The 24,620-nt window shown below is 63.4% G+C and carries 23 protein-coding genes and 2 pseudogenes; 13 read left to right on the top strand and 12 right to left on the bottom strand.

The window, feature by feature from the left end; all coding sequences use genetic code 11:
* Nucleotides 1–7 precede the first annotated feature (7 nt).
* Both NCT32_RS21630 and NCT32_RS21635 read left to right on the top strand, forming a co-directional pair.
* Entirely contained in the window at nucleotides 8–934 is a 927-nt protein-coding gene (locus NCT32_RS21630) for a LysR substrate-binding domain-containing protein (RefSeq protein WP_061117060.1), read from the top strand.
* Nucleotides 935–1,050: 116 nt separating this feature from the next.
* Entirely contained in the window at nucleotides 1,051–2,307 is a 1,257-nt protein-coding gene (locus tag NCT32_RS21635; RefSeq protein ID WP_061117059.1) for an SRPBCC family protein, read from the top strand.
* A gap of 13 nt (nucleotides 2,308–2,320) precedes the next feature.
* Here the strand turns inward: NCT32_RS21635 and NCT32_RS21640 are convergent, their stop codons facing one another.
* Complete coding sequence (locus NCT32_RS21640; RefSeq protein WP_061117058.1) at nucleotides 2,321–3,022, bottom strand: GntR family transcriptional regulator; 702 nt, start codon at nucleotides 3,020–3,022, stop codon at nucleotides 2,321–2,323.
* A 166-nt stretch (nucleotides 3,023–3,188) separates the two neighbouring features.
* Between NCT32_RS21640 and NCT32_RS21645 the strand changes: the two genes are divergently transcribed.
* The 3 genes and pseudogenes from NCT32_RS21645 to NCT32_RS21655 all read left to right on the top strand — a co-directional run.
* Nucleotides 3,189–4,463, top strand: a complete 1,275-nt coding sequence (locus NCT32_RS21645) for a glucarate dehydratase family protein (RefSeq protein WP_250477673.1) — start codon at nucleotides 3,189–3,191, stop codon at nucleotides 4,461–4,463.
* Between the two features lie 40 nt (nucleotides 4,464–4,503).
* Entirely contained in the window at nucleotides 4,504–5,820 is a 1,317-nt protein-coding gene (locus NCT32_RS21650; RefSeq protein WP_250490518.1) for an MFS transporter, read from the top strand.
* 28 nt (nucleotides 5,821–5,848) lie between these two features.
* Nucleotides 5,849–6,325, top strand: a pseudogene (locus NCT32_RS21655) (phosphatidylserine decarboxylase); the annotation flags it as partial.
* 41 nt (nucleotides 6,326–6,366) lie between these two features.
* Here the strand turns inward: NCT32_RS21655 and NCT32_RS21660 are convergent.
* The 6 genes from NCT32_RS21660 to NCT32_RS21685 are packed head-to-tail and all read right to left on the bottom strand — an operon-like array spanning nucleotide 6,367 to nucleotide 12,391.
* Entirely contained in the window at nucleotides 6,367–7,659 is a 1,293-nt protein-coding gene (locus NCT32_RS21660; RefSeq protein WP_086960849.1) for a cytochrome c, read from the bottom strand.
* Nucleotides 7,656–8,570 (bottom strand): cytochrome c oxidase assembly protein, encoded by a 915-nt coding sequence (locus NCT32_RS21665; RefSeq protein WP_061117056.1) that lies wholly within the window; start codon nucleotides 8,568–8,570, stop codon nucleotides 7,656–7,658. Before NCT32_RS21665 ends, NCT32_RS21660 begins: the two co-directional genes overlap by 4 nt.
* Entirely contained in the window at nucleotides 8,549–8,884 is a 336-nt protein-coding gene (locus NCT32_RS21670) for a hypothetical protein (protein WP_061117055.1), read from the bottom strand. Before NCT32_RS21670 ends, NCT32_RS21665 begins: the two co-directional genes overlap by 22 nt.
* On the bottom strand, nucleotides 8,881–9,507 hold the full coding sequence (locus NCT32_RS21675; protein WP_061117054.1) for a cytochrome c oxidase subunit 3: 627 nt from the start codon (nucleotides 9,505–9,507) through the stop codon (nucleotides 8,881–8,883). Before NCT32_RS21675 ends, NCT32_RS21670 begins: the two co-directional genes overlap by 4 nt.
* Entirely contained in the window at nucleotides 9,504–11,438 is a 1,935-nt protein-coding gene (gene ctaD / locus NCT32_RS21680; RefSeq protein WP_250490519.1) for a cytochrome c oxidase subunit I, read from the bottom strand. Before ctaD ends, NCT32_RS21675 begins: the two co-directional genes overlap by 4 nt.
* Nucleotides 11,435–12,391: a cytochrome c oxidase subunit II gene (locus tag NCT32_RS21685; RefSeq protein WP_061117052.1), complete on the bottom strand. Its 957-nt coding sequence runs from the start codon at nucleotides 12,389–12,391 to the stop codon at nucleotides 11,435–11,437. Before NCT32_RS21685 ends, ctaD begins: the two co-directional genes overlap by 4 nt.
* Nucleotides 12,392–12,528: 137 nt before the next feature.
* Here NCT32_RS21685 and NCT32_RS21690 point away from each other — a divergent pair, with 137 nt between their 5' ends.
* On the top strand, nucleotides 12,529–14,850 hold the full coding sequence (locus NCT32_RS21690) for an FdhF/YdeP family oxidoreductase (RefSeq protein ID WP_250490520.1): 2,322 nt from the start codon (nucleotides 12,529–12,531) through the stop codon (nucleotides 14,848–14,850).
* A 1-nt stretch (nucleotide 14,851) separates the two neighbouring features.
* On the opposite strand, the gene NCT32_RS21695 is transcribed toward NCT32_RS21690, so the two are convergent.
* On the bottom strand, nucleotides 14,852–15,436 hold the full coding sequence (locus tag NCT32_RS21695; RefSeq protein ID WP_250490521.1) for a hemerythrin domain-containing protein: 585 nt from the start codon (nucleotides 15,434–15,436) through the stop codon (nucleotides 14,852–14,854).
* 196 nt (nucleotides 15,437–15,632) lie between these two features.
* Between NCT32_RS21695 and NCT32_RS21700 the strand changes: the two genes are divergently transcribed.
* Nucleotides 15,633–16,067 (top strand): DUF3597 domain-containing protein, encoded by a 435-nt coding sequence (locus NCT32_RS21700; protein WP_061117049.1) that lies wholly within the window; start codon nucleotides 15,633–15,635, stop codon nucleotides 16,065–16,067.
* 70 nt (nucleotides 16,068–16,137) lie between these two features.
* Here the strand turns inward: NCT32_RS21700 and NCT32_RS21705 are convergent, their stop codons facing one another.
* A complete protein-coding gene (locus NCT32_RS21705; protein WP_061117048.1) occupies nucleotides 16,138–17,007 on the bottom strand; it encodes a manganese catalase family protein in 870 nt (289 codons plus the stop codon).
* Between the two features lie 397 nt (nucleotides 17,008–17,404).
* On the opposite strand from NCT32_RS21705, the gene NCT32_RS21710 reads away from it, so the two are divergent.
* Together NCT32_RS21710 and NCT32_RS21715 are read left to right on the top strand one after the other, a co-directional pair.
* A complete protein-coding gene (locus NCT32_RS21710) occupies nucleotides 17,405–17,779 on the top strand; it encodes a phage holin family protein (protein ID WP_061117047.1) in 375 nt (124 codons plus the stop codon).
* Nucleotides 17,776–18,075, top strand: a complete 300-nt coding sequence (locus NCT32_RS21715; RefSeq protein WP_250477672.1) for a hypothetical protein — start codon at nucleotides 17,776–17,778, stop codon at nucleotides 18,073–18,075. Before NCT32_RS21710 ends, NCT32_RS21715 begins: the two co-directional genes overlap by 4 nt.
* A 58-nt stretch (nucleotides 18,076–18,133) precedes the next feature.
* On the opposite strand, the gene NCT32_RS21720 is transcribed toward NCT32_RS21715, so the two are convergent.
* From NCT32_RS21720 to NCT32_RS21730, 3 genes and pseudogenes are all read right to left on the bottom strand, one after another.
* Nucleotides 18,134–18,676 carry a hemerythrin domain-containing protein gene (locus NCT32_RS21720; RefSeq protein WP_061117264.1) on the bottom strand — a complete coding sequence of 181 codons (543 nt, stop codon included), beginning with the start codon at nucleotides 18,674–18,676 and terminating at the stop codon, nucleotides 18,134–18,136.
* 181 nt (nucleotides 18,677–18,857) lie between these two features.
* Nucleotides 18,858–18,956, bottom strand: a pseudogene (locus NCT32_RS21725) (manganese catalase family protein); the annotation flags it as partial.
* Nucleotides 18,956–19,549, bottom strand: coding sequence for a TetR/AcrR family transcriptional regulator (locus NCT32_RS21730; protein ID WP_061117045.1), 594 nt, complete (start codon nucleotides 19,547–19,549; stop codon nucleotides 18,956–18,958). The gene NCT32_RS21730 and the pseudogene NCT32_RS21725, both read right to left, overlap by 1 nt.
* Nucleotides 19,550–19,893: 344 nt before the next feature.
* Between NCT32_RS21730 and NCT32_RS21735 the strand changes: the two genes are divergently transcribed.
* The 4 genes from NCT32_RS21735 to NCT32_RS21750 all read left to right on the top strand — a co-directional run bounded on the left by NCT32_RS21735 (nucleotide 19,894) and on the right by NCT32_RS21750 (nucleotide 24,612).
* Nucleotides 19,894–20,649 carry an enoyl-CoA hydratase/isomerase family protein gene (locus tag NCT32_RS21735; RefSeq protein ID WP_061117044.1) on the top strand — a complete coding sequence of 252 codons (756 nt, stop codon included), beginning with the start codon at nucleotides 19,894–19,896 and terminating at the stop codon, nucleotides 20,647–20,649.
* A gap of 115 nt (nucleotides 20,650–20,764) precedes the next feature.
* Nucleotides 20,765–22,105 carry an MFS transporter gene (locus tag NCT32_RS21740; RefSeq protein ID WP_061117043.1) on the top strand — a complete coding sequence of 447 codons (1,341 nt, stop codon included), beginning with the start codon at nucleotides 20,765–20,767 and terminating at the stop codon, nucleotides 22,103–22,105.
* A 45-nt stretch (nucleotides 22,106–22,150) separates the two neighbouring features.
* Nucleotides 22,151–23,755, top strand: coding sequence for an acyl CoA:acetate/3-ketoacid CoA transferase (locus NCT32_RS21745; RefSeq protein ID WP_061117042.1), 1,605 nt, complete (start codon nucleotides 22,151–22,153; stop codon nucleotides 23,753–23,755).
* Nucleotides 23,752–24,612, top strand: a complete 861-nt coding sequence (locus tag NCT32_RS21750) for a shikimate dehydrogenase (RefSeq protein ID WP_061117041.1) — start codon at nucleotides 23,752–23,754, stop codon at nucleotides 24,610–24,612. Before NCT32_RS21745 ends, NCT32_RS21750 begins: the two co-directional genes overlap by 4 nt.
* Nucleotides 24,613–24,620 lie beyond the last annotated feature (8 nt).

Below are 24,620 nucleotides of genomic sequence, written 5' to 3' on the forward strand. Positions count from 1 at the left end.
GCGACGCATGAAACCTGCAACCGAAAAAACGAAAGGGTATCGGCGGCTCATTCCGTCGGTGACTGCGCTGGTCGAGTTCGAAGCTGTCGCGCGGCTCGGCAGCTTCACACTCGCGGCGCACGAACTGGGCGTCACGCAGGCCGCCGTGAGCCGGCAGGTGCGGTTCCTCGAAGAAACCCTGGGCACGCGGCTGTTTCGCCGCCTGCATCGCGCGATCGAACTGACCGGCGAAGGCGAGGCGCTGTATCGCGTCGTCGCCGAATCCATGCAGAAGATCGCGAGCGTGTTCGACCGCATCGCGCGCGGCCCCGTGCAGCAGGAGCTCGTGCTGGCCGCTACTTCCGCGTTCTCGCACTTCCGTCTCTTGCCGCGGCTCGCGTCGCTCAAGGCCGCGCAGCCCGATCTGCAACTGCGCCTGTCCACGCAAATGTTCACGGCGGATCTGCGGCACAAGGAGATCGATGTCGCGGTGCGCTTCGGCAACGGCGTCTGGCCGGACGGCACGGCGACGCTGCTCTTCGACGAGGAGGTATTTCCGGTCTGTTCGCCATCATGGCTCGAGGCGCAGGCAGAGCCGATGTCGCTGGAAGCGCTCGCGGGCACCGTGCTCGTCGAATCGGATTCGACTTCGGAAGGCTGGATGGGCTGGGAAGAATGGTTTCACGCGGTCGGCTTCAGGCCGATGCGCCTGAATTTCGCGCTGCGTTGCAGCCTCTACACGGACGCGATCCAGGCCGCGCGTTACGGCCAGGGCGTCGCGCTCGGATGGGGCCGGCTCGTTCACGATTTCCTCGAAAGCGGCGAACTGGTCAGGCTGCAAGTGGCGTCGTTCAAGCCGGACGATTGCTACTTCGCCGTGGTGCCGCACGGCCGCGCCATCACGCCCGCTATCGACGCTCTGATCAAGTGGCTGCGCGGCGATGCGCACGCATAACCCAAAGTCATCTGTCACGGAAAATAAAGCGTATTGACGCTATTTTTCAGCGATCCAATACTCGGGTTATCGCGGGACCACTCGAAGTCCCGATCCCTGAACGATGGAGAGCGACGATGTCCGAAGTGCAATGCAAGACTCTTGGCGAACTGATCCGCAGCCGCGAGCCCGGCCACGGATTGCCCGGCGAGCTGTTCGGGCGGCAGGACGTGTTCGAGAAGGATGTCGAGGTCTTTTTCCATAAGCACTGGATTCTGGTCGGCGTGACGGCGGACGTGCCGGAACCGGGTGATGTCTCCACGGTGGATATCGGCCGGGCTTCGATCATCATCGTTCGCGACGACGAGGAGAACATCCGCACTTATCGCAACGTCTGCCGTCATCGCGGCGCGCGCCTGAAGGAGGCCGGGAAATCGACGGTCGGCATGCTGGTGTGCCCGTATCACCAGTGGACCTACGATCTCGACGGCAGCCTGCGCCACGCCGCGCACATGGGCCGAGATTTCGATCCGAAGTGCCGCAGCCTGCTGCCGGTGCATACGCGCATCGTCGGCACGCATATCTTCGTGTGCCTTGCCGACGAACCGCCGACGGACATCGCGAAGCTCGAAGACACGATGGCGCCGCGGTTCGCGCCGTTCGACCTGCGCAACACGAAGATCGCGTTCGAATCTGAGATCATCGAGAACGGCAACTGGAAGCTCGTGATCGAGAACAACCGCGAGTGCTATCACTGCGCGGCGACGCATCCGGAACTGACCGCTTCGTTTCTGCCCGAGGATTTCGGCTTCAGCACGGAAAATCTCACGGAGGAAGCGCTCGGGGAAATCGAGGCCTACAAGGCCCGGAACGCGGCATGTCAGGCAAGCTGGGAGCGCGACGGCTTCACGAGCGCGACCGTCGAATGGCTGGACGAGGATGCCGTCACGCAGTTCAGAACGCAGCAACTCGTCATCGCGGGACACGGCGAATCGCAGACCATCAGCACGAAGGTCGCGAGTCAAAAGCTGCTCGGCAATCTGCAGCGGCGCGATCTGGGCGACACGCATCTCTGGACGCACAACGCATGGACGCACGTGATGAGCGACCACGCGGTCATCTCGTACATCATCCCGCTCGCGCCGGATAAAACGCTCGTGCGCTCGAAATGGCTCGTGCACGCGGATGCGGTCGAGGGCGTCGATTATCAGATTCAGGATCTGACGGAAGTGTGGGTCGCGACCAACGCGCAGGACAAGCATCTGGTCGAGATCACGCATGAAGGCACGCAGGATCCCGCCTATCGGCCCGCTGTGTTCTCGCCGTTCACGGAGAGCTATGTGGAGCAGTTTTCGCGCTGGTACTCGGCTCGCCTGCGCGCCCACGGCGTCTGAATGACGCCCCCGCTCAGTGATCGGTCACGAAAGTCGGGTGGCGTGTGCGAATCTCGTCCACCTGACTGAGCGTGCCGGATAAATGCCTGCGCAGCGCGGCATCGGCTGCGTCGGCATCGCCTTTTTCAATGGCATCGACGATTTCCGTGTGATCTCGCACCACGGCCATCGTCTTGCCCTCGACCGGCAAATGCAGACGGCGCAGGCGGTCGATATGGCCGCTCAGTCTGCGCACGAGGTCCCAGAGTTGCGGTACGCCCGCGGCCTCATACATTTGCCGATGGAAAGCCTGGTCGAGCGCTGAAAACTGCTCGACGTCCTTCGGATCGAGCCACTCCGTCTGTTCCGCGATCGTCGCGCGCAGCCGCGCGACCAGCGACGCCCTGTGGTCCCGCGCCAGCGTGCGCACGACTTCGAGTTCGATCGAGCGGCGCAGAAAATGCGCCTGCATCGCCGACGCCACGCTGATCTGGCTTACGACCGTCGCGTGTTGCGGAAAGATGTCGACGAGTCCTTCTTCGCCGAGCTTCATCAGCGCATCGCGCACAGGCGTCTGGCTGAGGCCGTAGCGCGTTGCGAGTTCTGTGCGCGACAGCACCGTACCGGGCTCCAGTTCGAGCGAAAGGATCATTTCGCGCAGCCGCTCGAAAACCTGCGGCGCGGCATGGCGGGAGCGGTCGAGGCGATGGACCGTGGCGGAAGCGGCGTTTTTCATGTCAGAGGGAAAGCGGTTCGCGACTGAAACATTAGTACTATAGCCGCGCTCGGCGGCATGTGGCGGGGCAACTTCGAAAAGGACGATGAGCGTATACCCGACTGACACACTAATGTATTAGTGCTTTACGATGCCGGAACTCCTGCAACTTTCGAAGATGCCCGACATGACCCGCGATATCGCCATCACCCAGGTTCGAATCACGCCGATCGCCTTTCGCGACGGCCCGTTGCTTAACGCCGCGGGCATCCATGAGCCTTGGGCGTTGCGCGCTATCGTCGAGCTGGAGACGAGCGACGGGCGTGTCGGCATCTCCGAAACGTATGGCGACGAGCCGATGCTGCGCGTGCTCGATCAGGCCAGAGAGCTTGTGATCGGCCTGTCGCCGTTCGACCTGAACCGGATGGAAGAGCGTGTGCGCGCGACGATCAAGGCGACGCCCGGCGCCGTCGAGTTCGAACTCGCCCCCGGCTCGCATGCCGCGAAAAATGCGCCGAAGGTCATCAGCACGTTCGAAGTGGCGATGCTCGATCTGCAAGGGCAGATCGTCGGTGCGCCGGTCGTCGATCTCCTCGGCGGCAAGGTCCGCGACGCCGTGCCGTACAGCGCATATCTGTTTTTCAAGTACGCGGAACATATCGGCGAGCCCTATGCACCCGACGCGTGGGGCGAGGGCATCAGCCCGGAGCAGATCGTCGCGCAGGCGCAGCGCATGATCGACCTGTACGGTTTCCAGAGCATCAAGCTAAAGGGCGGCGTGTTCGAGCCCGCGCATGAAATCGCCTGCATGCAGGCGCTCGCGAAGGCGTTTCCCGGCGTGCCGCTGCGCCTCGATCCGAACGCGAACTGGACACTCGAGACGAGCATCGCGGCCGCGCCCGAGCTCGACGAGATTCTCGAATACTACGAGGACCCATGCCCCGGCCTCGAAGGCATGGCCGAACTGCAAAAGCACACGAAGCTGCCGCTCGCGACCAACATGGTCATCACCACGATGGACGACTTCCGTCGCGGCTGCAACATGGGCTCGATCAAGGTGCTGCTCTCCGATCACCACTACTGGGGCGGGCTGCGCGCAACGCAGACCCTCGCGCGCATGGCCCGGCTGTGGGGCTTCGGCATGTCGATGCATTCGAACTCGCACCTCGGCATCAGCCTGATGGCGATGACGCATGTCGCGGCGAGCGTGCCGAACCTCACGTATGCGTGCGACACACATTACCCGTGGCAGGAGGAAGAAGTGATCAAGGGCGGCCGCGTCAAATTCGATAACGGCGCGGTGCGCGTGCCGACGACGCCGGGTCTCGGTGTCGAGCTCGATCGCGAGCAGCTCGCCGCATTGCACGAGCAATACCTGACGTGCGGCGTGCGCAATCGCGACGACCTCTCGCAGATGCGCAAGTATCAGCCGGACTTCACCGGCAAGAACCCGCGCTTCTGAGTCATAGAACAAGTACACGCGCATTCCAGGAGACAACTTCATGAGCAGTTCCAGCGCGCTGTCGAGCGCCGTCCGCAAGATCAAGTGGCATGTGCTGCCGCTTTTCGTCGTGATGTTCATCGTCAATTACATCGACCGCGTGAACATTGGTTTCGTGCGCCAGCATCTGAGCGCGGATCTCGGCATCGGCGCGGCGGCCTATGGACTCGGCGCGGGCTTGTTCTTCGTGAGCTACGCGGTGTTCGAGGTGCCGTCGAACATGCTGATGCAGCGCTTCGGCGCGAAGGCGTGGCTCACACGCATCATGATCACGTGGGGGCTCGCGGCCGTGGGCATGGCCTTCGTGAAGGGCGAGACCTCCTTCTATGCGATGCGGCTTCTGCTCGGCGCGGCCGAAGCGGGCTTCTTCCCGGGCGTCGTGCTCTATTTCACGCAATGGCTGCCGCGCGATGAACGCGGCAAGGCGATGGCCGTCTTTCTGAGCGGCTCGGCGCTGGCTTCGGTATTCTCCGGCCCGATCTCGGGCGGGCTGATGCTGATCGAGGGCGTGGGGCTGCGCGGCTGGCAGTGGATGTTCATCATCGAAGGCATGGCGTCGGTCGTGCTCGCCGGCTTCGTATGGTTCTGGCTCGATTCGAAGCCGCGCGACGCGAAATGGCTCACGCCCGCCGAGCAGGATGCGGTCGTCGCCGAAATCGAGGACGAGCAGCGCCGTCGCGATGCCGCGCACACGAAGAAGCCATCGTCGTGGAGTCTGCTGCGCGATCCGCAGATCCTGATCTTCTGCCTGATCTATTTCTCGGTCTCGCTGACGATCTACGGCGCGACGTTCTGGCTGCCGAGCATCATCCGCAAGATGGGGCATCTCAACGATTTCCAGGTCGGCCTCTTCAACTCGATTCCGTGGCTTATCTCCATCGTCGCGATGTATCTGTTCGCGGCGCTCGCGGCACGCTTCGAGTTTCAGCAGGCGTGGGTCGCGTGCGTACTGCTGATCGCGGCGGCCGGCATGTATGCCGCGGGTCTCGGCAGTCCGGTCTTCTCGTTTGTCGCGATCTGCTTCGCGGCGATCGGTTTCAAGGCTGCATCGTCATGCTTCTGGCCGATTCCACAAGGTTATCTCGATGCGCGCATCGCGGCGCCCGTGCTCGCGCTGATCAACTCGATCGGCAATCTCGGCGGCTTCGTCGCGCCGGCCACGTTCGGCTTCCTCGAACAGAAGACGGGTTCGATTCAGGGCGGCTTGACGGGGCTCGCGGTGATGTCGGTCGTGGCTGCGGGTGTCGTGTTTTTCGCGCGCATGACGCCGCGCGCGGGGCGCGATGCAGCGGCGCTGCAACCGGGCGTGCAGAAGTAATCGCGCGGCAGCGGCAAGGCATGTAGCGGATCTCGCGCGTCGCTTCGTCGGCGGAACGGTGTATCAGGCCTTTCTCAGTGCCTTTTTCTATCATCGCTGGCATGCGCCGGTGAGCGGAACGATCGTGAAGGCGTATCTCGTCGATGGCACGTATTACTCCGACGCCGATGCCGAAGGTTACGACCCGAGCAGCCTCAACGATTCGCAAGGCTATATCACGGCGGTTGCCGCGCGTGCGGTGATCGTCATCGATTGCGACGATCCGGCCATCGGCGAAGTGGCGTGCGTCTTCGGCGGCATGGCGGAAGTCTCGTCATGCATGATCGATGCGCTGCCCGGACAGCGTGTGCGCAAGGGCGAAGAGCTCGGCTACTTTCAATATGGCGGCTCTACTTACTGCCTGATTTTCAGGCCCGGCGTGATCGAAAGCTTCGTGCGTCAGCCGCCATTCGATGACAAGGCGCCGCCCATTCAGGTCAATGCGCCTCTGTGCACGGCGCGTTGAAGCTCGATCTCCCGCGGCACGCCGCCCGATGATTGCCTGCGTTATTTGTGCAACTTGCTGCGCATCGAGGCGACGTCATTCGTCGTAACGGGGCGCGCGTCGTTGCCCCACGATGCACGCACGTAGGTCAGCACTTGCGCGATCTGCACGTCGGTCAGGCGGCCGGCGAAGGCGGGCATCGGCTGGCGCGGCGGACCGTGGATCGTCGCCGGGCTGTTACCGCCTTCGACGACGAGCCGTATCAGCGAAGTCGTGTCCTCACTGAGGACCGAGGGATTGCCCGCGAGCGAAGGGAACGCTTTCGGGACGCCTTTGCCGTCATCGCGATGGCATTGCGCGCAGAAACCCGCGTATACTGCGGCGCCTTGCTCGGGCGGGACATCGGGTGCGCGCGTCTTGAGACGGCCCCTCGCTGCGAGCGCGGGATCATATGCGCCATCTGCGGCGCCCGTCGCGGGCAGGCTCTTGAGATAGACGGCGATCGCGCGCAAGTCGTCATCGCTGAGATATTGCAGGCTGTCTTCCACCGTCTGGACCATGCTTCCATACGCGACGATGCCCGCGCCGTGGCCGGTCCCGAGAAACGCGGCGATATCCTCCGCGGACAGGCGCCCGAGCCCCGAGCCCATGTCCGCGCGCAGGTTCGGCGCAAACCAGTTGTCATTGATGCCGCCCGACAGATACGTCTTCGATGACTCGTCATAGCCCCGTTCCTGATAGGCGATACCGCGCGGCGTATGACACGACCCGCAGTGTCCGAGCGACTGCACCAGATACGCCCCGCGATTCCATGACGCATCCCGCGCGGCGTTCGGCTCGAACGTGTCCTTCGGCGCGAACGCCATCCGCCACACGCGCAGCGCCCAGCGCTGATTGAACGGAAACGGCACCTTGCTTTCCGGCGGCCGATACCTAATGGGCGGCACGCCGTGCATCATGTAGGCGTAGAGCGCACGCATGTCGGCGTCGGTGATCTTGACGAAGGCGGGATAGGGCATCGCGGGATACAGTCCCTTGCCGCCGCGCGCGACGCCTTCCCGCAGCGCCTTCGCGAAATCCTCATAGCTATAAGCACCGATGCCCGTCTCGCGATCCGGGGTGATGTTGCTGCTTACGATAGTGCCGAACGGCGAGGTCATTTCGAGCCCGCCCGCATAGGGCGCGCCGTCCGGCGTCGCAGTATGGCAGCCCGCGCAGTCGGCCGCTTTCGCGAGATACGCGCCGCGCGCGATTAAGTCGGGCGATGGCGCCGCATCGTTTGCCATGACCGCAACAGGCGATAGCAGCGCGAGCATGGCGAAGTGCGCAAGCGCACGCATGGATTTCATCGTCATCGCGCGCCGCTCCCGATGCGTGGCGGCCGCCGCGCGAGCCAGCGGGCGCCGACGAGCAGTGCGCCCACCAGATACGCGAGCCCGCCCGGCACCCACATCACGAGGCCGCCGAGTTGCTGATCCTGAAGCGGATCGAAGCCGAGCGCGAGCGTCGTCTCGATGCACGACGGATACCAGACGCCCGGCGCGAGCGTGAGCAGTGCGCCGAGCGCGCCGGTATGGACCATCGTCGTGAAGAGCGAAAGCATCGCGTGTGCATTGGGCGCGCCATGCGCCTCCGATGCGCGGCCGAACACCGACCACCAGAAAAGCAGCGCGCTCGCGAGAAAGCTCGCATGCTGAAGCGTGTGGATGCCGGGGCGCGCGAGCGCCGCTTCGAAAAAGCGCGGCGCATGCCAGCACCAGAGCGCTGCGGCGTGCAGGGTCCAGGCGACGGCGGGCAGCGTGAGCAAGCGCCATGGATGTCTGATCCAGCGCGAGCGCGTCGCCACGCCGATGCGCGTTCGCGCATTCGCAGGAAAAGCCCAAAGCCACACCGCGAGCGGCCGGCCGATCACGAGAAGCGGCGCGGCCACGAGCATCAGAAGCTCGTGCTGAAGCATATGCGCCGAGAAAAGCCAGTCGCTCAGCGCATGCAGCGGCGATACGAGCGCACCGACGAGCGTGAGCCAGCCCGCTAAAAACGCAAGGAGTCTGCCGGTGCGTTGCGAGCGACCTTGCGCGCCTCGCGTGCGCAGCCTCAGGTATCCGGCGATGTAGAGCGCCGCGCTTAGCACCAGCACGCCGACGACCCACGGCTCGAACGTCCACGCGAGCGGCGAAGCGTCCGTCGTCACGCCATGGGCATGGACATCGGCGCATGCGGCGAGGGCGCAAGGCAGCGCGCGTTTCAACAGGCGGACAGTAGCCATTGCGGTATCGAAATCGCGATCACGGACAAGACCGACAGCGCGCCCACGCCCGCCGCCACCGCCGCGATGAATCCTGCGCGCGCGGGACGATCGCCGGCATCGGGCGTCGGCAGGCCGAGCGTGCGCCGCGCGTCGCGCCAGCGCTGCCACGCGAGGAGCGTCGCGGCGACGCAGACGAGCAGGCTCGCGCCGCTCACGCCGTCGAGCAAGGCATGGCCGCCCAGGCGGCACGCGGGCGTCACCAGCGCGTAGTTCACGCTGAGGCATCCGAGCACGATCGAAGGCGCGCCGAGCAGCGCAAGCCAGGTTTTCATAAGCGAGCGGCCCAATAGATCACGGCGTAGATCGGCAGCCAGGTCAACACGACGAAGTACCAATAGAGCGCGTTCTCGCTGACATCGACGAGACGTTTGCCTTCGAATGGCCCCGTGAAAAGCAGCACGGTGAGCACGGCGGTATCGATGGTGTCGGTGATCAGGTGCGTCGTATGCAGCCCGAGCAGCAGCCAGACGACGGAGCCATACGCATTGGCGTACCAGCTCACGTTCAGCGAGGCGAACTCGAACCCGCGTATCACGAGAAACGCGAGCGATGCCACAAGGCAAACGACGAGCCATATCGCAGCCTTGCGGCGCTCGCCACGTTCCGCAGCGTTTTTTGCAAGCTGATTCGGCCACAGGCTCGCGATCAGCACAGCCGTATTGAGTGAGCCCCAGAGCAGGCCGGGCGCATCGGCGGCCATTGGCCAGGCCGGGGCGCGCGTGCGCAGATAGAAGTACATGATGACTGCGATCGCGAAGACCGTGCCTTCGATCAGCATCAGGCCCGTCGTGCTCCACCACATCAGGCTGCGATGGCTGAACGCGAAGGTCGGCAGCGTACGCACGTCGAGCACGAGATCGCTCGTGTCGATATCGTCGGGGCGAGTGTGATTCATGGACTTTGCTCCCGCTCGAGCGCCACGCGGTTCTCGCTGCGGCTCGGCCAGAACCAGAGGATCATGGCGACCGCGACCGGCAGCGACGCCCACACGATCGCCCGCGGCGTATAGATCGAGCCGATGAAGAGCACGGTCGTCGCGACGGCGCTGACGAATGGCCAGATCGACGGCCTCGGAAACAGCGGCCGATGATCGGGCTGCGCATCGAGCACGCTCGTCACGAGCACTTCGCGCGCATCGGCGGCGAGGCCCGCGACGAACCTCGGTTGCGCGGAAGGCTCCCACAGCGGATCGCGGCCATGCACGACGGGAATCGCATCGAAGTTATGGGGCGGCGGCGGAGACGGCACGCTCCATTCGAGCGTGCCCGCGCCCCAAGGATCGGCCCTCGCCGGCACTTGACTGCGCGCGCTCTGCACGACATTGACGATGAAAAGCAGCACGCTCAACGCGATCACATATGCGCCGATGGTCGCCGTCATGTTCATGGCGTCCCAGCCGAGCCCGTGCGGATAAGTCCACACGCGCCGCGGCATGCCTTCGAGGCCGAGCAGATGCATCGGAAAGAACGTTACGTTGAAGCCGATGAAGAACAGCCAGAACTGCCATTTGCCGAGCCGCTCGCCGAGCATGCGGCCCGCGAACTTCGGGAACCAGTAATAGAACGCGCCGAACAACGGAAACACGGCGCCGCCCAGCAACACATAATGCAGATGCGCGACGACGAAGTACGTGTCATGCACCTGCAGGTCGAGCGGCACGGATGCCACCATAATGCCGGTCATCCCGCCCATCACGAGGATGAAGAAGAATGCGAGCACGAAGAGCAACGGCACGCGCAGATTGAGCTTTCCTGTCCACAGTGTGCCGATCCAGCAAAAGATCTGAATGGCCGATGGAATCGCGATCATCAGGCTCGCGGCGGTGAAGAAGCTCTTGCCCAGCTCCGGGATGTTGGTCGCGAACATGTGGTGCACCCACAGTCCGAACGCAAGAAACGCAGTGGCTATGAGTGACAGCACCATCGCGGGATAGCCGAACATCGGGCGGCGCGCGAAAGTCGGAATGATCGACGAGATGAAGCCGAGCGGCGGAATGAAGATCAGATAGACCTCGGGATGACCGAAGAACCAGAAAAGGTGTTGCCACAAGAGCACGTCGCCGCCCTTGGCCGGGTTATAGAAATGCGTGCCGACGAGGCGGTCGAGAATCAGCGCGGTGCTGCACAACATGACAGCAGGCATCGCGAAGATGACCATGAACTGCGTGACGAGCGTGGCCCACACGAACAGCGGCATGCGGTTAAGCGACATGCCGGGCGCGCGCAGCTTGAAGATCGTCGTGATGAGCACGACCGCTTCGAGCAGGCCCGACAACTCGGTGAACGTGATCATCTGCGCCCAGATATCGGCGCCCTTGTTCGGCGAGTAATCGGGACCGGCAAGCGGCACATAGCTGAACCAGCCCGCGTTCGGCGCGGTGTTCACGGCGAGCGACGCGAAGAGCAGCAGCCCGCCGAACAGAAAAACCCAGTAGGCATAGGCGTTCACGCGCGGAAAGGCGATGCTGCGCGCGCCGATCATCAGCGGCACGAGGAATGTGGCGACCGCCTGCATCACGGGCACGGCGAAGAGGAACATCATCGTCGTGCCGTGCATCGTGAAGAGTTCGTTATAGAGATTCGGCCCGATCAGGCGCTGATCGGCACGCGCGAGCTGCGCGCGCATGACGAGCGCGAGCAGTCCCGCAAGCAGGAAGAACACAAATGTCGTGACGATGAAGCGCCTTGCGATCGTCTTGTGATTGACCGCGCACAACATGCCGATGAACCCGGGCGGGTCGCTCCACGTCGCCGCGAGCGCCGCGCGCACTTCGGGCGATGCGTGCGGGCCGTCGACGAGACTGGGGGCGTTCGGCTCGTTGCTCATTTGAGCGTCTCCATCCACGTGAGCAGCGCATTCAGGTCGGCGGGCGGCAGGCGCGTGGGCGGCATGACCGTGCCGGGCTTGAGCGCGCGCGGATCGACTATCCATCCAGTCAGGTTGTCGCGATTGTTCGCCAGCGTGCCGGCGGCGAGCGTCCGGCGGCTCGCGATGTGCGTAAGATCCGGGCCGAGCGTGCCTTGCGCTCCGCTGCCGCGGACGGTGTGACAGCGCGCGCAATCCTGGCTCATGAACACGTCGCGGCCACGCACGGCGATTTCGTCCGAAGGCGTTTGCGCAGCCTTGCGCTGTTGCGCGGCCCATGCTTCGTACTGCGCGGGTGGATCGGCTGTGATCGAGAAGGCCATCAGCGCGTGTTCGTAGCCGCAGAACTCGGCGCATTGCCCGCGATAAACGCCTGCTTTATCGGCGCGGAATTCGATGGTCGCATCGCGCCCGGGAATCATGTCCCTCTTGCCGTGCAGGTTCGGCACCCAGAACGTGTGGATGACATCGGCGGCCTTTAACGATACGACGACTGGCCGCCCGACCGGGACGTGCAGCTCGTTTGCGAGCACGAAACCGGGCGCCTCGCCATCGGGAAGATAGCGCGCCTGCCACCACCATTGATAACCCGTCATCTCTATACGCAGCGCGTTGTCGACCGGAAGGCGCGAGAGCGCTCGATCCGTAAGTACGTCCGCGAGCACCAGCCCGAAGAGGAGAAATGTGGAAACGGCTGTCGAAGCGACGACCCAGAAGCGCACCTGCGGCTCGCGGCGGCCGATGGCGGACAGGTCCGCAGGCGTCGCGTGATCGGCACGTGGCGCGCGGATCATTGCGATCAGGCAGGCGAGCAGGATCGCTGCGAAAACGATGCAGCAGACGGCCAGTGTCAGATGCCAAAGATCTAGGATACGGCTGGCCTGAATGCCTGCCGGGCTCAGTGCGCTCTGCATGATCGCTCGCTGGACAGAAGGCGGACGTTCAGACCAGGGAGCAATCGCTGTGCCACGAAAGCGAAGGCTATCGGAAAGGGAATGCGGTTTGCTTGAGCCTCGCATAGAAGCATTAAGACGACGCTCGAGGCAAAGACATGGCCGAATCAGACAATGCCGCTCGCAAGAACGGCGCATACCCGTATTCGTCGGGCGGATGGGGATCGCTCAGGGCGGTCACGGGTGCGCTCATTCACGAGAAGGTGCCGCTCAAACTCAGCACTGTGCTGCTCAAGCAGAACAAGCCCGAAGGCTTCGCGTGCGTGAGCTGCTCATGGGCGAAGCCGGCCGATCCGCACACGTTCGAGTTCTGCGAAAGCGGCGCGAAGGCGACTGCGTGGGATCTCACGGCGAAGCGCATGACGCCGCAGTTCTTCGAGCTTCACACCGTCGCGGAGCTGTGCGCGTGGCATGACTACGATCTCGAAGACGCAGGACGTCTGACCGCGCCATTGCGCTATTACGCCACTACGGACAAGTACGTGAGCGTCACCTGGGAAGAAGCGTTCGAGGATATCGGCCGCGAGTTGCGCGCGTTCGATCCGAAGGGCGTCGCGTTCTATGCGTCGGGGCGCGCATCGCTGGAAACGTCGTACATGTACCAGCTTTTCGCACGCATGTACGGCACCAACAATCTGCCGGACAGCTCGAACATGTGTCACGAAAGCACGAGCGTCGGACTGAAGGAAGCCATTGGCGTGGGCGTCGGCACGGTTACGCTCGACGACTTCGAGAAGACCGATCTCATGTTCTTTTTCGGGCAGAACGTCGGGACCAATAGCCCGCGCATGCTGCATCAGCTTCAAGACGCCAGAAAACGCGGCGTGCCGATCATCACGTTCAACCCGTTGCGCGAGCCGGGCCTTTTGAAGTTCGCCAATCCGCAATCGCCGCTCGAGATGATGACGCCTGCGCATACGCAGATCAGCACGCAATACCATCAGGTGAAGACGGGCGGCGACACGGCGGCGTTGCTGGGCATCTGCAAGACCGTCATCGATGCCGACGATCGCGCGAAGGAACGCGGCGAGCCGCGCGTGCTCGATGTCGATTTCATCGATACGCACACCGTGGGGTTCGAAGCCTTCGCGGACTATGTGCGCGCCGCGTCGTGGAGCGAGATCGAGCGCGTGGCGGGACTGCCGCGTGCGGACCTCGAAGCCGCGGCCGCGGAATACATGCGTGCGAACGCGGTGATGGCGCACTACGGCATGGGGATCACGCAACACAGAGAGGGCGTGCAGAACGTGCGCATGCTGTGCAATCTCCTGTTTTTGCGCGGCAACATCGGCAAGCCGGGCGCGGGGCCGTCGCCGGTGCGCGGACATTCGAACGTGCAGGGGCAACGCACAGTGGGCATTACCGAGAAGCCAGAACTCGCGCCGCTCGACAAGCTCGCAAGCCAGTTCGGATTCGAGCCGCCGCGCGAGAAGGGCATGAACATCGTTGAAACTTTCGAGGCGATGCTCGACGGCAAAGTCAGCGCGATCATCAATCTCGGCGGCAATCTCGTGCGTTCGGTTCCGGACCGCATGCGGATCGAACCGGCCTGGCGCAACCTGAAGCTCACGGTCAATGTTGCGACGAAACTGAATCGAAGTCATCTCGTGCACGGCGAGAAGTCGTACATCTTGCCTTGCCTGAGCCGCATCGAAATCGACACGCAGGCAAGCGGGGCGCAGGCCGTGTCGATGGAAGACAGCACTGGCTGCATTCATGGCTCGCGCGGTGTGGCAGAACCTGCATCGCACGATGCGCGCTCGGAGCCGTATATCGTCGCGGAACTGGCAAAGCACACGCTCGGCGCACGCTCGACCGTGGACTGGGACCGGTGGCGCAACGACTATGCGCTGGTGCGCGACGAGATCGCGAAGACCTATCCCGAGACCTTTCACGACTTCAACGAAAGAATGTGGACGCCGGGTGGCTTCCCGCGCGATCTGCCGGCGCGCGAACGCAAGTGGAAGACGAAGAGCGGCAAGGCGGAGTTCTTCGTGCCCGAGACTCTTATCGAAGATCCCGACATGCCCGAGCGCGAGCCGCAATCGTTGCGTCTCATGACGCTGCGCAGCGACAGCCAGTTCAACACGACGATCTATAGTCTCGACGACCGATTTCGCGGCATCCGCGGCGAGCGCATGGTGATCTTCATGTGCGAGGCCGACATGACGCGCCACGGGCTCAAGAAAGACGACCGCGTGACGTTGCGCACGATTTCCGACGATGGTTTCGAGCGACGCGTCGCAGGCTTGCGCATACAGCCCTACGACATACCGCAGGGATGCATCGCGGGTTATTACCCGGAGTGCAACCCGCTGCTGCCGCTATGGCATCACGCGAAGGAAAGCAAAGTGCCGGCGGCCAAGTCGATTCCGGTGTTGATCGTCGAGGTCAACGGCACGCCGCGAAGCGTGACGTGAATCACGCATCACGTGCGATGCGGCGCGCGCCTGCGGGCCGCAGACAACGCGCGATAGCGAGCGCGCCCAGCGAGATGACGGCAAGCGACGCGAGCGGAAACGTGCCGGCCGTATTCGCCGCGATCGCAGACGGATGATGTTGAGCGACGAGTTGCATGCGGCGCTTCGTCATGCGCATGCCGAGTTCGGATAGCTGTGACGCGAGCGCGCGCTCGGCGGTCGGCAGCAAGACAGTTTCTTCGTCCGCGACGTGATGCATCACTTCGCGCATGAGCTGCCTGAAGCGCGCATCGTACGCGGCGTCTTGCGGACCCATTGCACGCAGCTTGGCGATCTCTTCCCTCATCGCGTCGTGCTCGGGCTTGCTCTTCGTGAGACGCTCGTCGCCGGCCATGACCTCGCTGAGCGCGGGATAGAAGATTTCTTCTTCCAGTTGTGCATGAATTTCCAGTGCCGTGCAGGCAAGCTCGACGATGGCGCGTTTTCTCCACCAAGGCGTTTGCGCGTGATAGCGATGAAAGGCCGCCATCACGTGCGTGTGATCCATGCGGATCATGGTCGTGATGGAAGGGGAACAGGATGACATGTCCACGATGACTCCTCGCCGCATTGCGGGGCTACTTTATTGTGGGGAATTCGCGCTACCGTGCTTTTACGGCACGACACTCATACAGCAAGCGTTATTCCGCGTCGGATTATCGCTGCGTCGAATGACGGATGTGTCGGCAGCGCTGCGGCATGACACTTGCACGTACCGAGGGCTCACTTCCAAAGGAGACGTCATGAGTATCTTTTCCAATATCCTGAACAAGATCTTTCACCACGACAGCGCGCCCGCCAACGCGAGCCCAGCCGCCGGACAGCCGGCCGCGCCGGCCGCGCCGGCTTCATCAACGCCCGCTGCCGCGCCTGGTTCCGCGCCTGCGCAGTCCGCGCCGACGCAGGCCGCCGCGCCTATGCAGGAAGTCGATGTCGAAGCGGTGCTGACCAAGATGCAGGCAAGTCACGGCGAACGACTCAACTGGCGAACGTCGATCGTCGATCTGATGAAGCTGCTCGGCCTCGACAGCAGCCTGTCTGCGCGCAAGGAACTCGCGGCGGAATTGCATTACACGGGAAATACGGAGGACTCGGCCGCGATGAATATATGGCTTCACAAGCAGGTCATGCAGAAGCTCGCGGAAAACGGCGGCAAAGTACCTGATGATTTGAAGTAACAGTCCCGCATCGCGGCGATGGCAAACCGAACGATGGTTCGCCATCGCCGCGCAAGGCGCGGGTCGCGCGTCAGCTCGCCTTGCCTGCGCCGAGATCCGCGCCCGTTGTCGGATCGCTCGACGGATCGGATGCGGTGCGCGAGACCATCGCCTGGAGCGTCTCTACGTCCTGCTCCGATACGCTCACCGTCGCGGTGCCGTCGCCGCCATCCACGGCCGGCTGCGGATCTTCGACGAACTTCCAGTCGCCGCCTTCATTCCACGGACCGCGTGCATCGCCGTCCTTCGACATGTTGAAGTAGACGCTCGTGAACTCCGGATTGCCCGGCAACTTGCCTTGCGGGAAGTTTGGCTGAATGGCGTGCAAGGCCTTCTCGAACGACTTCTGATGTGCGATCTCGCGCGTCATCAGAAAGCCGAGCGCGTCCCTGATGCCGGGATCGTCGGTCACATTGATGAGACGCTCATAGACGATCTTCGCGCGGGCCTCGGCCGCGATGTTCGAGCGCAGATCGGCGGTCGGTTCACCGATGGTGTCGATGTAGGCTGCGGTCCACGGCACGCCCGCGGAGTTGGTGAGCGCGGGGCCGCCGCCGTAAAGCAGCGCGGTGGTGTGCGAGTCGTTGCCGCCGCCCGTGAGTGACCGGTACAACTCCGCTTCCGATTCCACCGCTTCCGCGAGCTGACCCTTCGCGCCCTTGTTCAGCATCGCGACGATGGAGCCGATCACTTCGAGATGGCTCAACTCCTCGGTGGCGATATCGAAAAGCAGGTCCTTGCGGCCCGGATCGTCTTCCGCAACTGCCTGAGTGAAATAACGACAGGCCGCGGCGAGTTCGCCTTGCGGGCCGCCGAACTGTTCCAGCATGAGATTGGCGAGGCCGGGATTCGGACCGGCGACGCGCACGGTGTATTGCAGGCGCTTGTTATGAACAAACATGATGACGTTTCCTTGTGTAAGGCGAGCGGGGTCCCTGCCTTGAACCAGCGCTCGTCTGGGTTGCACATGTCGTTGGGCTCGCAGCGACTGAGAGGAGCGGGATTACGTCACTTGCAGTCTGGTACCGCGAGTCTCAGCGCGAGGTCTTGCGCTGGCGAAGACGCGGCCTGAATCGACCACGTCGTGGATAAAGTGCTAAAGGGCCAAAAAAATCGTCGACGAAAAGCGAGGTCGGCGCATCACATTTCAGCAACGGCTGTGCCACCGATTCTCATTTCGGCCGCAGCTCTCGGGCCAATGCGTTCACGTTGCGCGGGTGGGTATCGCAGGCATGCGCGGTGCTCCAGGTGGTGACAGGACACTCCGTCTCGACTGAAACCTCGCTGGAGCAGCAACGATGACAATCCAGAGAAAGATCGCCAACTGGCGCAGGATCGGCCACTTCTGCACGAGACGCCTCGTCGACTATGGCGAGCTGATTCCGATCGAACTCGCTGAAACCAAGAAGCGCGTATTGCACGAAGTGGTCGCGCTCGTGGCGCTCACGATCGGTGCGCTGTTCACGTTGTCTTTCGTGTCGATCGCCGTAATCGTGACCGCGGCGAGCACGCCGTATCTCGTGCTGACGGCGTGGTGCGTCGCGGGCGCCTGGTTCGCGGTTGCGGTGATCGCCGTCATTGTGATGATGTCGCGCAAGCCGGCGCAGCCGTTTCAAATGCTGCGCGAACAATTGCAACGCGACGCGGATGCCATCAGGGAGGCAGCGCAATGAAGCATGCCGAAGCTCAGGGAGCCGTGCTCGCGCGCATGGCGGAATCGCGCGCGGAGCTGATTGCCGCGCACACTGCGGACGGACCCTTGCGTGTCACGCGCGTTCCGCGTGCGCTGCCGACGACGCGCCCCGTGCCGTGGTTTCTGCGCTCTCCCAACGCCGAGTTGATTGCACTCGCGCTCGTCGGCATCGCCATTCTCGGTGTGCGCCGAACGGTGCAGACGGCGGTCGGCGCGGGATTGAGCGCATCGACACATCGTGCGTTCTCCGATGTGCTCGACGCGCTGCGCGGATGACCAGCGGATGCGCGCGCCCAACGTCGGGCGCGCCGCTTCTTCTTTATATTGGCCAGAATCAATGCAGGCGCATCGTGTTATCGCCAGCATCTTTCGGGATCTTCGCCTCCAGCTTTTCCTTGCGCTGAATCAGCTTCTTGCCGAGCGCACCGAGATCGGCGCCGGACTTTCGCAGCTTGGGAAACAAGTCTGACTCTTCTTCTTCGATGTGATGACGCACCATCTCGCTCATCACCTTGAAGGTGGCATCGAAACCGGGTTCGCCTGCTTTGAGCTTCGTGAATTTGTCGATCAGCACCTTCACGAGAAAGTGTTCGACATAGGCTTCCTCGACATCGGGGCGGTCGTCTTCTTCTAGCGCTTCCTGCGCTGCGGGATAAAGCAGTTCTTCCTCGATCATCGCGTGAACCGTGAGCTCTTCACAGGCGCGTCGCACGAGTGTGGACTTGGCATCCAGATCGTCCTTCTGGGTTTTCTCGAACGCATCGAACAGCTTTTCGACGGCGCGATGATCATCCGTCAGCAATTGAATGGCATCCTGACTTTGCGTGACGGCGGAAGTCGCGGCAGTCGTGTCCTGGGTGGGGGTCGGGCGGGGCATCGTGTTCTCCATTTCGGATTGTCAGGTGTCACGATGTAGAGCAAAGCGCGGACCCGATCAGCGGAACGCGTTCAATCAGGTTCATCCTTGTTCGATACTGTGAGTGAACTCGATTAATCCGATGACAAGAAAGTCGAGAGTCGTGTCAACCTTCCGATCATACGCGGTTGTTATGCAACTCCTGCGGACCGCCGAATTGCTCGAGCCGCAGATTCGCCAGACCCGGATTGGGAGCGGCGACGCGGACTGTGTACTGCAGATGCTTGCTATGCCCGAACATTACTTCGTGTATTTCGCGAGGACGACGCGCGAGAACGAGTTCATGAACTGCTCGACACGCTCGAAGCCGCCCGCGTCCTGTGCGAACACCGACAGGCTGTCGATCAGATGCGTGAGCAGGAAGATCAGGTCTTCCTTGGGCGTGTCGCGCTTAAGCTCGCCGCTGCGGCTCGCATGCGCTACCGCGAACTCCACCGCGCCGTGGATTTCGGTAGTGAAGCCCGCGAGCGCGGCGCGCGCTTCGTCGGTGAGGACGTCGCTTTCGAGGCGCAGCCGGCCGATCAGGCTCCACGGCTTGCGCGTCTTGCCGTTGGGGTTGTACTTGCGAAAGAGATTGCGGTTGAAGGCGATTTCCGCCTGCACCTTTTCCTGCAAGGACATGGTTTCGTCGAGCCAGATATTCTTCTGACCTTCCGTTGCGCCTGCCACGTAATCCTTCACCACCTCCTCGACGAGACTGTTCTTGTTGCCGAAGTGATAGTGGATGTTGGTCGTCGTGATGCCGAGCTCCTTCGCGATCACGCCGAACGTCGTCTTGTGATAACCGTGCGCGATCAGAAGCCGTTTGGCCACGTCCTTGATGCTGTCGTACATGGACGACCGCTGCCGGGTAGCTGGAGCCGTCTTGTCGGTTCTTGCGGTCTTCTCGGTCTGACTCAAGGTTTTCCCTCGGTGAGGATCGGTGTGGTGACTAAGCCTCATACGGGGCGAAGCAACGGCTGATTTTACACGACCCCTATCGGCCGGCCGCGTTCCTCCGTGTGCTTCGAGCGTCTTCGCATCCACTGTGTAGCCTCCATTTCTCCGTCCTCGAAATTCCCGTTGCGCGACGTTCGGGATAGATGTTAATGTCCGCTCAAGCTACTTACTAGTAAGTAAGTATAAGGGAAAACGCAAAGGGACATGACTGCTCCGGCAGTCGGCAAAAAGGAGGCGCGATGCAGGAACAGATACTGATGCGCAAGCACGGCGCGGTGGCGGAGATCGTCATCAACCGGCCGGAAAAGATGAACGCGATCACACCCGAGATGACGCAGGCGCTCGTCGGCATCCGGCAGGACATCGAGCGCGACGAGACGGTTCACGTGGTGCTGCTGCGCGGCGAAGGCGAGCGCGCGTTCAGCGCGGGCAGCGACTTGCATTCGCTCAAGACGTACCGGACCGCGTGGGAGTTCCGCGCGCGCACCGATTACGCGATGGTCGTGCGCGATTTCAGCAAGCCCGTCGTCGCCGCATTGAAGGGCTGGGTGCTCGGAGGCGGACTGGAAATGATGCTCGGCGCCGATATCCGCGTGGCCGGCCGGAGCGCGAAGTTCGGCGCGCCCGAAGTGCTGCGCGGATGGGTGGGCGGCGGCGGCGCCTCGCAGATGCTGCCGCGTCTGGTCGGCTACGGACAGGCGATGCGCCTTCTGTTGACCGGCGACACCATCGATGCGGACGAGGCGCGCAGCATCGGCCTGGTCGAGATGGTGGTGGACGACGAGGCCGTCGTCGATCACGCCATGGCGCTGTGCCGCAAGATGGCCGGTTTCAGCCCGATCGCCACGCAGTCGGTGAAGGCGGCGGTGCGCGCGGCGCTCTCGATGAGCGTGGACGAAGGCATCCGCTACGAGAACGAGCTGACCTCGCTCTGCTTCGCCTCGGGCAATTACGAGGAGGGCGCCAACGCGTTCGGCAATCGCGGCCGGACCTGATTCACGAGATCGACACGATCGACACGATCAGCAGCGAAACCGTCAACGGATGCCGCGACCTTCAGGCGCGCGGCATCGCACACGAGATCAGACAAGAGAAGCAGGAGACAGCGCCATGCAACCAGCACTCGCGCGGGCAGACCGCAGGAACATCCGGCGCGCCGTATTCGCGTCCACGCTCGGAACCATCATCGAATGGTACGACTATGGGCTTTACGCGGCGGCATCGGGCCTCATCATCAACAAGCTGTTTTTTCCGCATTTGTCGTCGCTGGCGGGCACGCTCGCCGCGTTCGCGACGTTTGCCGTGGGCTTCATCATCCGGCCGCTGGGCGGCATCGTCATTTCCCACATCGGCGATAAATACGGCCGCAAGCCCGCGCTCGTCTTCTGCGTGACGATCATGGGCGCGGCGACCGTCGGCCTCGGTTTGTTGCCGACCTGGCAGCAGGCGGGCATCCTCGCGCCGATTCTGCTCGTGCTCCTGCGCATGATGCAGGGCTTCGGCGCGGGCGCGGAACTCGCGGGCGCGATCACGCTGATCGCCGAATACACGCCGCCGAGCCGCCGCGCATTCTTCACGTCGATTCCGAACGCCGCAACCAACTTCGGCGTGATGATCGCCATCGCCACCTTCCTGATGATTTCGTACGTGCCCGAGGACATCCTCTTCTCGTGGGTGTGGCGCGTGCCGTTCCTGCTGTCGCTCGCGCTGTTCGGCGTCGCCATCTACATCCGTTCGAAACTCGACGAGACGCCCGAATACGTAGCGGCGATGGAGAAGGCGAGCGAAAAGGCCAAGGGCGCGAAAGTGCCCGTGGCCGAACTGTTTCGCAAGAGCCGGCGCGAACTGCTGTGCGGCTTCTTCGCGATGGGCGGCCATCAGGCGCTGTCGTACGTGCTCAACACCTTCGCGCTGAGCTACATGACGAACACCGTCGGCATGGCGAAGGCGGACAGTCTGGTCGTGCTCATCATCGCGCTCGGCTTTTCGCTCTTCTGCGCGCCAGTCGGCGGCATGCTCGCGGACAAGTACGGCAGCGGCAACGTGTTCGCCGCCGGCGCGATGATCGCGCTCGCGCTCGTGTGGCCGCTCTTTCATGCGATCGATTCGAAGGACGTCGTGCTCGCCACGATCGCGATGAGCGCGGTCTACGGCATCAGCTGGGGCTGCACGTGCGGCGCGCAGGGCGCGTTCCTCTCCAACCTCTTTCCGACGCAGTACCGCTTCTCCGGCATCGCCATGTGCCGCGAGTTTTCGGGCGCGTTCATCGGCGGGCCGACGCCGTTCATCGCCACGGCGCTGGTCGCCTATGCCGACGGCAAGCCGACCTACGTGATGCTGTACCTCGCCGCGTTTTGCCTGTTCACGCTGATCGCCGCGCTGCTCGGCAAGCATCTTTCGCGTCACCGCGATGACGAGCAGGTATTTGCGGAATCGCGCTCGGCGGCGTAGCAGAGGCACGCATCGACAGACACAGAAAACACCGGAGCACAGAACATGCAAATTTTGACCGCCGACCAGGCTGCATCCCTACTGAAGGACGGCGACACGTTGATGATCGGAGGATCGGGAAGCGGACATGCCGTGCCCGAATCGCTCATCGAGGCGCTCGAGCGCCGCTTTCTCGCGCAGGGCGCGCCGCGCCGGATTACGTCCGTGCATCCGGTCGGTCTCGGCGATCGCGGCGAGCGCGGCGCATCGCGGCTCGCGCATCCTGGGCTGCTCAAGCGCGTCGTGTGCGGCACGCTGGTCGATTCGCCCCCGCTCGCGCAGATGGCGCTGAACAAGGAACTCGAAGCGTGGACGTTGCCGCAGGGCGCGCTGTCGCAACTCACGCGCGAAATGGCGGCGGGTAGGCCGGGACTCGTCAGCCACGTCGGCCTGCATACCTTCGTCGATCCGCGTAACGGCGGCGGCCTGCAAGGTGCGCCGAGCGACGACAAGCTCGTGAGCCTGATCGAAATCGAAGGGCGCGAGTGGCTGTTCTACAAGCCTTTCGAAGTCGATGTCGCGTTCCTGCGCGGCACGACGGCCGACGAAGATGGCAATGTATCGATGGAAGGCGAAGCCGTGTTCGGCGACATGCTTTCGATGGCGCAGGCGACCCGGCGCAACGGCGGCCTCGTGATCGTGCAGGTCAAGCGGCTCGCGCGGCGCGGTACGCTGCCCGCCAAGACGGTGAAGATTCCCGGCATGTTGGTGGATGCGGTGGTCGTCGAGCCGGATCAGCCGGTGACCTACCAGACCGCCTACGATCCCGCGTTCAGCGGCGAACTGCGCATTCCGCTCGGCGGTTTTCCGCGGCTGCCGCTCGACGAACGCAAGATCATCGCGCGGCGTCTCGCGATGGAACTGCGCGTCGGCGTGGTGTGCAACGTGGGTTCGGGCGTATGCACGGGCATCGGGCTCGTCGCGGCGGAAGAGGACGTGCTGCATCACATCGTTCTGACCAACGAGCAAGGGCTGATCGGCGGCGCGCCTGCCGCGGGTCTCGACGCGGGCGCGGCGCGCAACTACAGCGCCATCGTGGACATGCCGTCACAGTTCGATTTCTACGATGGCGGCGGCATCGACATCGCGTTTCTTTCGGCCGTGGAAATCGATTCGCAGGGCAGCGTGAACATCAGCCGCTTCGCGAACAAGCTGATCGGCGTGGGCGGGTTCATCAACATCAGCCAGAACGCGCGCAAGATGGTATTCGGCGGCACGTTCACGGCGGGCAGCCTGCAAGTGTCGTGCGAAGGCGGGCAGTTGCAGATTCTCAAGGAAGGCGCGCACCGCAAGTTCGTGTCGAAGCTCCAGCAGGTGTCGTACAGCGGGCCGTACGCGCAGGAACGCAATCAGACGACGCTCTTCGTCACCGAGCGCGCGGTGTTTCGCGCCATCGAGGGTGCGCTGGAACTGATCGAGATCGCGCCGGGCATCGATCTCGAACGCGACGTGCTCGCGCACATGGCGTTCAGGCCAGTCATCTCGCCCGATCTCAAGCTGATGGACGAACGCCTGTTCCGCCCCGAGCCGATAGGCCTCGATGCCGCGATGGACACGCAACCGTGGCCGCGTCATGCGCGCCTCGCTGGTTTGGCGGAGGGACAGCGGTGACGCAGCCAGCCACGCGCAGATATCGCATCGGCGGGGCGACGCGCTTGTTCGGCATTGTCGGCAATCCGGTGACGCAGGTGAAAACGCCGCAACTGATGAACGCGCTGTTCGAAGCGGGCGGCATCGATGCGGTCTGCCTGCCGTTCGATGTCCCCGTCAACGTGTTCCAGCCGGTCATGGCCGGGCTTCAGGCGCTCGGCAACGTCGACGGGCTCGTCGTCACGGTGCCGCACAAGGTGCGCGCCATGTCGATGGTCGATGAAGTCTCCGACACCGCCCGCCGTGTCGGCGCGATCAACGTCATGCGTGAGCGTCCCGACGGAAGCTGGTTCGGCGACATGTTCGACGGCACCGGCCTCGTGCTGGGCTTAAAGCGCATCGGTTTCGAGGTGCGCGGCAAGCATGTGAAGCAGCTCGGCGCGGGCGGCGCGGGCGCGGCGGTGGCGCATGCGCTGGCGGAAGCGGGCGCGGCGAGCATCGCGCTTGCCGATCCGCAGCGCGAGTTGCCCGAGCAACTGGCGGCGCGGCTGAACCGGTTCTATCCGGACTGCCCGGCGAGCGTCGATATCGATCCGGCGAATCTCGCGGGCATCGATCTGCTCGTCAACTGCTCGCCGGTCGGCATGCGGCCGGGTGACGGCATGCCCGCGGCGTTCGGCGCGTTTGCGCCGGCGCTTCAGGTGGTCGACATCATCATGACGCCCGCCGAAACCCCGCTGCTCGAACATGCGCGGCAGTGCGGCTGCCGCGCGACCAACGGCCGGCCGATGATCGAAGGGCAACTCGCGGCGTTCGCGACGTTCTTCGGCATCGAAATGCCCGCCTCGTTTTCATGTTTCTCCGACGAGCACGCCTGAGCGCGCAA

Origin of the sequence: Caballeronia sp. INML2, from assembly GCF_023631365.1 — a bacterium.
GTDB classification, from domain to species: Bacteria; Pseudomonadota; Gammaproteobacteria; order Burkholderiales; family Burkholderiaceae; genus Caballeronia; species Caballeronia turbans.